The following is an 8,843-nucleotide window of genomic DNA, read 5'->3' on the forward strand; positions in this document are numbered from 1 at the left end:
CTTCGCCGGCGCAACCAACGGCCACGGCGGCGACGGCGGCGCCGGCGGCCTCGGCGGCAACGGCGGGAGCGGCGGCGCCTATGACGGCACCCACGCCGGCACCGGCGGCCACGGCGGCGACGGCGGCGGCGGCGGCACCGGAGGCAGCAGCGGCGACGGCGGCGGCAAGGTCGGCAAGGTGGGGTCGGCGGGCGCCGGCGGCACCGGCGGCAAAGGCGGGCAAGGCGGCGACTCCCCCAACGGCGACTCCGGCGGTACCGGCGGCCAGGGCGGCGACGGCGGCGTCGGCGGACTCGGCGCCAACGGCGTGTTGCAGTTCAGCCCGACCGACGGCGGGAACGGCGCCCAGGGCGGCCGAGGCGGCGAAGGCGGTGCCGGCGGTTCCAGCGTGCTGGGCACCGGCGGCCCCGGCGGGGTTGGCGGCACCGGTGGCACAGGCGGCACCGGCGGCAATGGCGACGTCACCGGCGGAACCGGCGCCACCGGGGGCACCGGAGGCACCGGCGGCACCGGAGGCAAGGGCTCCTCGGGCAACCCCGGCGCCGATGGCACCGACGGCGACACGGGCCTCGCCGGCAGCGGGCCCGCCGGCTCCGTGGGCGGCGTCGGCGGAATCGGCGGCGGCGGCGGGCCAGGCGGATCCGGCTCCCCCTAGGTGCAGGCGAGCCCTACTGCGGCGCGCAGCGCCGGCTAAGTCAGAATGGCCAGTTCCTTCGGGAACCGGGTCAGCAATTCCGGGGTCTGCCCGGCGGTTTGCGAGGTGCCGTGGGCCACCACCAACGTGTCCTCGATGCGCACGCCGCCACGGCCGGGCAAATAAACACCGGGCTCCACCGTCACCACCGAACCCCCGAGCAGTGTCCCGGCGGATGTGGCCCCGATTCCCGGCGCTTCGTGGATCTGCAGGCCGACGCCGTGTCCGAGACCGTGACCGAACTGCTCGCCGTAGCCCGCGTCGGCGATCAGCTGACGCGCCGCGCCGTCCACCTCGCGCAGCCCGGCGCCCGGCCGCAACGCCTCCCTGCCCGCCTTTTGCGCCTCGGCCACCAGTTGATACAGCTCCAGCTGCCAATCAGCGGCGGAACCCAGCACGAATGTGCGGGTCATGTCGGAGTGATATCCGGCGACCAGCGCACCGAAGTCGATCTTGAGAAAGTCGCCGGTGGCCAGCGCCCGGTCGGTCGGCCGGTGATGCGGGATCGCCGAATTGGGTCCGGTGGCCACGATCGTCTCGAACGAGAGCGCGTCGGCGCCATGGTCGAGCATCAGCGCCTCCAGCTCGCGGCTCACCTCGCGTTCGGTCCGGCCCGGCCGCAGCCCGCCGCGGTCGATCAGATCGGTCAGCGCGGCGTCGGCCGCCTCGCAGGCCAGTCGCAGCAGCGCCAGCTCGCCGGCGTCTTTGACCTCGCGCAGCGCCTCCACGCTTCCCGAGGCGCGCACCAGCTGGGTGTTCTTGCCGTCCAGCGCGCCCGTGAGCGCGTCCAAACCGTCAACGGTGATCACATGGCTCTCGAAGCCCAGCCTGCCCACACCGCCCTCTGCGGCGCGCGCTACCAGGTGGCGCCCGCAGGCCCGGTCGATGGCGACTTCGAGCCCGACCGCCTGCTCGGCGGCCTGGGTGCGATAGCGGCTGTCGGTGGCCAGCACCGGCTCCCGGTCGTCGGCGAATAGCAGCAACGCGCCGTTCGACCCGGTGAAACCCGTTAAATAGCGAACGTTGACCAGGTCTGTGACCAGCATCGCGTCCAGCCCTTTGGCAACGATTTGGGTGCTGAGGTTGTGTCGACGCTGGGAATGTGTCACGACTCTTGACGCTACTCGCTACGCTGGTGCCCCATGAGGAACTGGATGGTGCGCGGGCTCTTCTTCGCCGGAGTGATGGTGGTCCTTCGTCTGATTCAAGGCGCGGTGATCAACGCCTGGCCGACGATGTCGGGCGTGATCAGTTTGGCGTTGCTGGTCCTGTTCGTGATCGGGGTCATTATCTGGGGGCTTGCCGACGGCCGCGCCGACGCCAATGCCAATCCGGATCCGGACCGCCGCGAAGACCTGGCGATGACCTGGTTGCTGGCCGGCATCGTGGCCGGGATCCTCAGCGGCGCGGTGTCCTGGCTCATTTCGATGTTCTACAAGGGGCTCTACACGGGTGGGCTGATCAGCGAGGTGACGACGTTCGCGGCCTTCACCGCTCTGATCGTTTTCGTGCCCGCCATCATCGGCGCGGCTACCGGCCGCTGGCTGGTCGACCGGCAATACGCGAAGCAGCCGGTCAGACACCACGGCCTTGCCGCCGGCAAGGAGCGGTCCGACACCGACGTGTTCTCCGCGGTCCGCGCCGACGACTCGCCGACCGGGGAGATTCCGGTGGGCCGCGGCGGGGTGCAGACCGAGGAGCGCACGTCGGCGGTGGCCACCGCCGAACGCGGTGCGCGCACCGAGATGGCGCCCACCATGGAACACCAGGCGCACACCGAGGCGGCCCCCACTCTGGAACACGATTCGCGCACCGAGGTGATCAATACCAGGGATCACGAATCGCGTACCGACGTGCTGAACACCGGCGGCAGCGAGTCACCCACCGAGGTGATCAACCTGGATCCCAACGCGACCAGGGAAGACAAGCGGCCGCGCAGAGACTAGCCGGCCGCCCTCGCTCGCAGCTCGCGAGCGTGCGCAAATGTACGGCGACACGCCGGGCGGTACAGCTGACATTTTGCGCACCCTCGCCGGCGGGATCAACCGGAAGCCAGGAAGCGCAAGGCGAGCAGATAGCCTTGGACGCCCAGCCCGACGATCACTCCGGTCGCAACCGGGCTGATGTAGGAGTGGCGCCGAAACTCCTCGCGGGCATGGACATTGGAGATGTGCACCTCGATCAACGGTGCGCGTAGTTCGGCGCAAGCGTCGCGCAGCGCCACCGATGTGTGGGTCAGTCCCCCGGCGTTGAGGATCACCGGTTCGCCGGCGTCGGCGGCCTGATGGATCCAATCCAGCAGCTGGGCTTCGCTGTCACTTTGCCGCACAACAGCTTTGAGGCCAAGCGCGGCGGCCTCCCGTTCGATGATGGCCACCAGCTGATCGTGGGTGGTGTTGCCGTAGACCGCGGGCTCACGCTGGCCCAGCCGGCCCAGGTTGGGGCCGTTGATGATGTTCACCGTCATGACTCATCCAGTCCCGCATAGGCGGCCGCCAGCAGCGACGGGTCTGGCCCCGCCAGCCGGCCCGGCTTGGCCAGCCCGTCCAGAACCACGAACCGAAGCACACCGGCCCGGGTTTTCTTGTCTCCGGCCATGTATTCCAGCAGCTCCGGCAACGCGTCGGCGTCGTAGCCGGTGGGCAGGCCAAGCGAGGTGAGGATGCTGCGGTGCCGCTCGGCGGTGGCGTCGTCGAGGCGCCCGGCGAGCCTGGCCAGCTCCGCGGCGAACACCAGGCCTACCGACACCGCGGCCCCGTGCCGCCACCGGTAATGCTCGCGAGCCTCGATGGCGTGGGCCAAAGTGTGGCCGTAGTTCAGGATTTCGCGCAGCTCGGACTCCTTCTCGTCGGCGGCGACCACCTCTGCCTTGACGACGATCGCGCGCCGGATCAGCTCCGGCAGCACGTCACCCGCCGGGTCCAGGGCGGCCTGCGGGTCGGCTTCGATCAGGTCCAGGATCACCGGGTCGGCGATGAACCCGGCTTTGACCACCTCGGCCATCCCGGCGACGATCTCGTTGTGCGGCAACGTCTCCAGCGTCGCGATGTCGACCAGCACGGCGAGCGGCTGATGAAACGCGCCGACCAGGTTCTTGCCGGCCTCGGTATTGATGCCGGTCTTGCCGCCGACGGCGGCGTCGACCATGCCCAGCAGCGTCGTGGGCACGTGCACGATCGACACACCGCGCAGCCAGGTGGCCGCCGCGAACCCGGCCACGTCGGTGGCGGCCCCGCCGCCGAGGCTGACCAACGCGTCCTTTCGGCCGAGTCCGATGCGGCCCAACACTTCCCAGATGAATCCCACGACCGGCAGATCCTTGCCGGCTTCGGCGTCCGGGATTTCGATACGGTGCGCGTCGACGCCCTTGTCGGCCAAGCGGGTTCGCATCGCCTCCGCGGTGTCCCCGAGCACCGGCTGATGCAGGATCGCCACCCGGTGCCGGTCGGAAAGCAGCGTTTCCAGCTCGCCGGACAAGCCGGTGCCGATCACCACGGGGTATGGCGGGTCGACGGCCACCTCGACGGTGACAGGGGTCATTTCGCGACCTGACTTGTCGGCGGGGTGGTGGCTGGTGCCTGTAGCCGCGACAGGATGTAGCGGACCACCGCCCCGGGATTGCGGCGGTTGGTGTCGACCCTGATGGTCGCGACGCGCCGGTACAACGGGATCCGCTTCGCCATCAGGGCACGGTACTTCTCTCCCCGGTCAGGTCCGGCCAGCAGTGGCCGCACCGTGTTGCCGCCGGTGCGCCGCACGCCTTCGGCGGCACTGATTTCCAGGTAGATGACGACGTGGCCGGCCAGCGCCGCACACACCCCCGGGCTGGTGACGGCGCCGCCGCCGAGCGACACCACGCCGTCGTGCTCGGCCAGCGCCGCGCGCACCGCGTCCTCCTCGATGCGACGGAATTCCTGCTCTCCGTCGGTGGCGAAGATGTCGGCGATGCTGCGCCCGGTCCGCTGCTCGATCATCATGTCGGTGTCGAGCAAGCCGACGCCGAGCGCCTTGGCCAGCCGCCGCCCGATCGTCGATTTCCCCGAGCCCGGCAGGCCCACGAGTACCGCTTTGGGTGCCATGCCGGCTAACCCGACACTCGAACGGCCGGCGACTCCCGGTCGGCGACAGCACGCTGGTAGGCCTCGATGTTGCGCCGCGTCTCGGTCAGCGAATCGCCGCCGAACTTCTCCAGCGCCGCACGGGCCAGCACCAGGGCCACCATGGTTTCGACGACGACTCCGGCGGCCGGCACCGCACAGACGTCGGAGCGCTGGTGGATGGCCACGGCCTCGTCGCCGGTCGCCATGTCCACGGTGGCCAGGGCGCGCGGCACCGTGGAGATCGGCTTCATCGCCGCGCGCACCCGCAGCGGCTGGCCGTTGGTCATGCCGCCTTCCAGGCCGCCGGCCCGGTTGGTCGAACGGACGACGCCGTCCGGTCCCGGATACATCTCGTCGTGGGCGCGGCTGCCGCGGCGGCGCGCGGTTTCGAAGCCGTCGCCGATCTCGACGCCTTTGATCGCCTGGATGCCCATCACCGCACCGGCCAGCTGGCTGTCCAGCCGATTGTCCCCGCTGGTGAACGATCCCAGCCCGACCGGCAGGCCCAGGGCCACGACCTCCACCACCCCACCCAGGGTGTCGCCGTCCTTCTTGGCGGCTTCGATCTCGGTGATCATGGCGGCTTCCGCGGCTTTGTCGAATGCGCGGACCGGACTGTCATCGATCGCGGCCAGGTCCTCGGGGCGCGGCGGCGGACCGTCGTAGGGTGCCGACGGCCCGATCGCGATGACATGAGAGAGCACCTCGACTCCCAGCGCCTGGCGCAGGAACGCGCGCGCGACGGTGCCCGCGGCGACCCGCGCGGCGGTCTCCCGGGCGCTGGCCCGCTCCAGCACCGGCCGGGCGTCGTCGAAACCGTACTTGAGCATCCCCGCGTAGTCGGCGTGGCCGGGCCGCGGCCGGGTCAGCGGTTCGTTACGCGCACTGTTTTCCAGCTCGGCCGGGTCGACCGGGTCGGCGGCCATCACGGTTTCCCACTTCGGCCACTCGGTGTTGCCGATCTCGATGGCGATCGGCCCGCCCAGCGTGACGCCGTGCCGTACCCCGGACAGCATGGTCACCGCATCGCGCTCGAACTTCATCCGCGCGCCGCGGCCGTAACCGAGCCGGCGACGGGCCAGCTGGTCGGCGATGTCGGTGGAAGTGACCTGCACGCCGGCGACCATGCCATCGACCACGGCCACCAACGCGCGGCCGTGCGATTCCCCGGCGGTGATCCAGCGCAACACGTGAACCATCTTCCCACGGTGCCTGTCTGGCCCCACGTCGCCGTCGGCGCGCCGCGTGTTCAGCCGGTTCGGTTCGCGAGGATTTCGCGGAGGGTGGGCAGCACTCGTTGATCCTTGGGACGGTTGGCGGCCTGTTTGGATCGGATGATGTCGGCGAGTGCGGCAATTTGCACTGTGACGTCGTAGATTTCCGCCGATAGGGCGTCACGCCGGAGATCTCGGTAGCCGCGGGTGCCCGATGGCTGGAGGGCGACGTCGAGGTCCCCGGCATCAGTCATGAGATTCCAGGTCTGCGCCGCAGCCAATCCTTGGGCATCACAGGCGAATGGCAGACCTTCCGGCCCGGATTCGGTTCGGACCCTTGCATTGAGCTCGTTGAGCGCAGCAGCCAGGCGGCTGAGATTGGCGCGAGTGACTTCCGGGGTGATGTCGACGTCTTCGGTGGGAAAGGGTGAACCGTGGTAGACGGCGGCAAGGCCGCCGATCAGCACGTACTTGACTCCGTGGCGATCGAGTACCTCGAACAGTCTCGCCAGGTTGAGTTCCACGTCAAGACTCGCCTGCCGCGCGCAGTTCCCGGAACTGCCGGGTCAACTGCGAGTGGCGGTGTAGTCGCTCCGGGCCGGACAAGCGCGCAAGGCGCGCGGCCTGGGCGGAGTCGCTGTCGTCGCGCGGCACGATATGGAACTCGAGGTCGAGGCCGCACAGCCGGATCAGCCGGATCACGTCGTCGAGGCTGACGGCGACACCGCCCGACTCCCACCGGGCAATGGCGGGTTGAGCCGTCCCGGCGCGCGCCGAGAGTTCCGCCTGAGTCAGTCCGGCGCGACGCCGCGCTTCTCGGATCAAATTTCCGCCGTAATTTCCACGGTAGCCCGCCATGTTAAAAATATAACAGATCTGATATGAGAACATCTCTCCAGTGCAGGGCACACGCCCCCGCGGTGGCCAGGCACATCGACGGACCGTGCGGGACGCTACGCACCCGACAAACCATCCCGTAGAGCGCGGTGAGCAGCGGCGCGGCCAGTGCCGCCAGAAACCATGTCGCTACGCCGAAGCAACCGGCCAGACCACCCAGGCCGATCGCAAGCTTGACGTCGCCGGCGCCCATCCCCGTCGGCGCCACCAGATGCACCAGCAGATACGCCCCGGTCAGTGCCGCCGCCCCGGCCAGCGCCGGGAGCCCCCGACCGGCCAGCCCGCCGGCCAGCAGGATCACGCCCGCTCCCGGCAGCGTCAGCAGGTTGGGCAACCGTCGTTCGGCGATGTCATAGCGGCTCAACACCGCCAACCAGGCCAGCGCCACCAATGCCAGAGCGATACGCATGCCCGGGCACGCTAGAGCAATTCCTCCAGTGCGCAAGTCATCGCTGCCCGGGGTGCGGGCAGCCCCGTGAACTGCTCGACCTGCGCGAACGCCTGATGCAGCAGCATCTGCAGGCCGTTGATCACCCGGCCGCCCGCCGCGGCCACCGCGGCGGCCAGCGGTGTGGGCCACGGGTCGTAAACGGCATCCAGCAGGACGGGGATCGCGGCGAAGGTGCCGGCATAGCGCGCGGCCACGTCAACCGGGATGGTGCTGACCAGCACCCGCGCGGCGGCCACCTCGTCGCCCAGCATCGCGCTGTCCAGGCCGCAGAACCGGACGTCCGCGCCGATCCGGGTGCCGAGGTCCACCAACCGGGCCCCCTTGTCCGGATTGCGCGCCACCACCGTGATGCCGGTGACGCCGAGGTGCGCCAACCCCACGACGGCCGCCGGCGCGGTGCCGCCCGATCCGCACACCAGCGCGCGCCCCGAGACCGGCCCCAGCGCCCCCGTGACACCGTCGATGTCGGTGTTGTCGGCAAGCCAGCCGCGCGCCGTGCGGACCAGGGTGTTGGCCGAGCCGACCTGTTCGGCACGCGCGGTGTGCTCGTCGGCGAAGCGCAGGGCGGCGAACTTGCCCGGCATGGTCACCGACACCCCGACCCACTCCGGCCCGAAGCCCCCGACCAGACCCGGCAACTCCTCGGCGGTGCACTCGATGCGGTCATAGGTCCAGTCGCGCAGGCCCAGCGCGCGGTACGCGGCCAGATGCAGCTGCGGCGAGCGGGAATGCGCGATCGGCGAGCCGAGAACGGCCGCTTTGCGGGGCCCTGAGTTAGCGGGGCGCGCTGTCGAGGACACCGTTGTGCTTGGCCAGCTCGATGTTCGCCAGATGCTGTTTATAGTCCTTGGTGAACAGCGTCGTCCCCTGGTTGTCGATGGTGACGAAGTACAGCCAGTCCCCCGGCTCGGGATGCATGGCGGCGTGCAGCGCATCGACGCCGGGCGAGCAGATCGCGGTGGCCGGAAGCCCTTGCGACACATAGGTATTCCACGGCGTCTTCTGGGCCCGGTCGGCGTCGGTGGTGGCCACCTCCCGGCGGTCCAGCGGGTAGTTCACCGTCGAGTCGAACTCCAGCGTGTGATGGATGTGCAGGCGGTTGTAGATGACCTGCGCGACCTTCGGGAAATCCTGCATATCGGCTTCCTGCTGCACCAGCGACGCCACCACCAGGATGTCGTACGGCGACAGGTGCAGGGATTGGGCGGTGTCCACCAGCCCGGATCTCGTGTATTCCTCGGCGCCAGCGCCGATCAGGCCCGCCAGGATATTCTCCGGCGAGGCCGTCGGGTCGACGTTGAAGGTCCCCGGCGCGATCAGACCCTCGATCCGGCGATGGTCGCTACCCAGCTCGTTGGCCGGCTCGATCGCCCAGGGCGGCACCGCCAGCTCGATCAGGCTGCTCTTGGCGGCGACGTTGCGCAGATCATCCACCGCAACGCATTTCTTGTTGCCGTCGAGATCGACGCAGGTCGCCCGCGAGATCA

At 69.8% G+C, this 8,843-nt stretch carries 11 protein-coding genes and 1 pseudogene; 2 read left to right on the top strand and 10 right to left on the bottom strand.

Annotated features, from left to right (window positions below; genetic code table 11):
- A pseudogene (locus VML93_RS33750) lies at positions 1–655 on the top strand (hypothetical protein); the annotation flags it as partial.
- Positions 656–690: 35 nt separating this feature from the next.
- Here the strand turns inward: VML93_RS33750 and VML93_RS33755 are convergent.
- Positions 691–1,803, bottom strand: coding sequence for a Xaa-Pro peptidase family protein (locus VML93_RS33755; RefSeq protein WP_325617483.1), 1,113 nt, complete (start codon positions 1,801–1,803; stop codon positions 691–693).
- Between the two features lie 33 nt (positions 1,804–1,836).
- Here VML93_RS33755 and VML93_RS33760 point away from each other — a divergent pair, with 33 nt between their 5' ends.
- Complete coding sequence (locus VML93_RS33760; protein WP_325617485.1) at positions 1,837–2,640, top strand: B-4DMT family transporter; 804 nt, start codon at positions 1,837–1,839, stop codon at positions 2,638–2,640.
- 95 nt (positions 2,641–2,735) lie between these two features.
- Here the strand turns inward: VML93_RS33760 and aroQ are convergent, their stop codons facing one another.
- The 9 genes from aroQ to mltG form a co-directional block, all read right to left on the bottom strand.
- The gene (gene aroQ / locus VML93_RS33765; RefSeq protein WP_325617493.1) at positions 2,736–3,161 is read right to left on the bottom strand and encodes a type II 3-dehydroquinate dehydratase; all 426 of its coding nucleotides are present in this window, start codon (positions 3,159–3,161) and stop codon (positions 2,736–2,738) included.
- Positions 3,158–4,234, bottom strand: a complete 1,077-nt coding sequence (gene aroB, locus VML93_RS33770; RefSeq protein WP_325617494.1) for a 3-dehydroquinate synthase — start codon at positions 4,232–4,234, stop codon at positions 3,158–3,160. Before aroB ends, aroQ begins: the two co-directional genes overlap by 4 nt.
- Positions 4,231–4,773: a shikimate kinase gene (locus VML93_RS33775; protein ID WP_325617495.1), complete on the bottom strand. Its 543-nt coding sequence runs from the start codon at positions 4,771–4,773 to the stop codon at positions 4,231–4,233. The genes aroB and VML93_RS33775 overlap by 4 nt, the downstream gene beginning before the upstream one ends.
- 5 nt (positions 4,774–4,778) lie before the next feature.
- A complete protein-coding gene (gene aroC, locus VML93_RS33780) occupies positions 4,779–5,984 on the bottom strand; it encodes a chorismate synthase (protein WP_325617501.1) in 1,206 nt (401 codons plus the stop codon).
- A gap of 59 nt (positions 5,985–6,043) precedes the next feature.
- Positions 6,044–6,475 (bottom strand): hypothetical protein, encoded by a 432-nt coding sequence (locus tag VML93_RS33785; RefSeq protein WP_325617496.1) that lies wholly within the window; start codon positions 6,473–6,475, stop codon positions 6,044–6,046.
- A gap of 58 nt (positions 6,476–6,533) precedes the next feature.
- Positions 6,534–6,866 carry a helix-turn-helix transcriptional regulator gene (locus VML93_RS33790; RefSeq protein ID WP_325617497.1) on the bottom strand — a complete coding sequence of 111 codons (333 nt, stop codon included), beginning with the start codon at positions 6,864–6,866 and terminating at the stop codon, positions 6,534–6,536.
- Between the two features lies 1 nt (position 6,867).
- Positions 6,868–7,314: an A24 family peptidase gene (locus tag VML93_RS33795; RefSeq protein ID WP_325617498.1), complete on the bottom strand. Its 447-nt coding sequence runs from the start codon at positions 7,312–7,314 to the stop codon at positions 6,868–6,870.
- An 11-nt stretch (positions 7,315–7,325) separates the two neighbouring features.
- Positions 7,326–8,156: a shikimate dehydrogenase gene (locus VML93_RS33800; RefSeq protein WP_325617499.1), complete on the bottom strand. Its 831-nt coding sequence runs from the start codon at positions 8,154–8,156 to the stop codon at positions 7,326–7,328.
- The coding region (mltG, locus tag VML93_RS33805; RefSeq protein ID WP_325617500.1) for an endolytic transglycosylase MltG at positions 8,131–8,843 on the bottom strand (713 nt) is incomplete at its 5' end. The genes mltG and VML93_RS33800, both read right to left, overlap by 26 nt.

The sequence above is a fragment of the Mycobacterium sp. genome, assembly GCF_035499775.1.
Taxonomy (GTDB): domain Bacteria; phylum Actinomycetota; class Actinomycetes; order Mycobacteriales; family Mycobacteriaceae; genus Mycobacterium.

Coding starts and splice junctions, on each gene's coding strand:
- aroQ (WP_325617493.1), bottom strand. CDS start 3,161: ATGACGGTGAACATCATCAACGGCCCCAACCTGGGCCGGCTGGGCCAG.
- aroB (WP_325617494.1), bottom strand. CDS start 4,234: ATGACCCCTGTCACCGTCGAGGTGGCCGTCGACCCGCCATACCCCGTG.
- VML93_RS33795 (WP_325617498.1), bottom strand. CDS start 7,314: ATGCGTATCGCTCTGGCATTGGTGGCGCTGGCCTGGTTGGCGGTGTTG.
- VML93_RS33790 (WP_325617497.1), bottom strand. CDS start 6,866: ATGGCGGGCTACCGTGGAAATTACGGCGGAAATTTGATCCGAGAAGCG.
- VML93_RS33760 (WP_325617485.1), top strand. CDS start 1,837: ATGAGGAACTGGATGGTGCGCGGGCTCTTCTTCGCCGGAGTGATGGTG.
- VML93_RS33775 (WP_325617495.1), bottom strand. CDS start 4,773: ATGGCACCCAAAGCGGTACTCGTGGGCCTGCCGGGCTCGGGGAAATCG.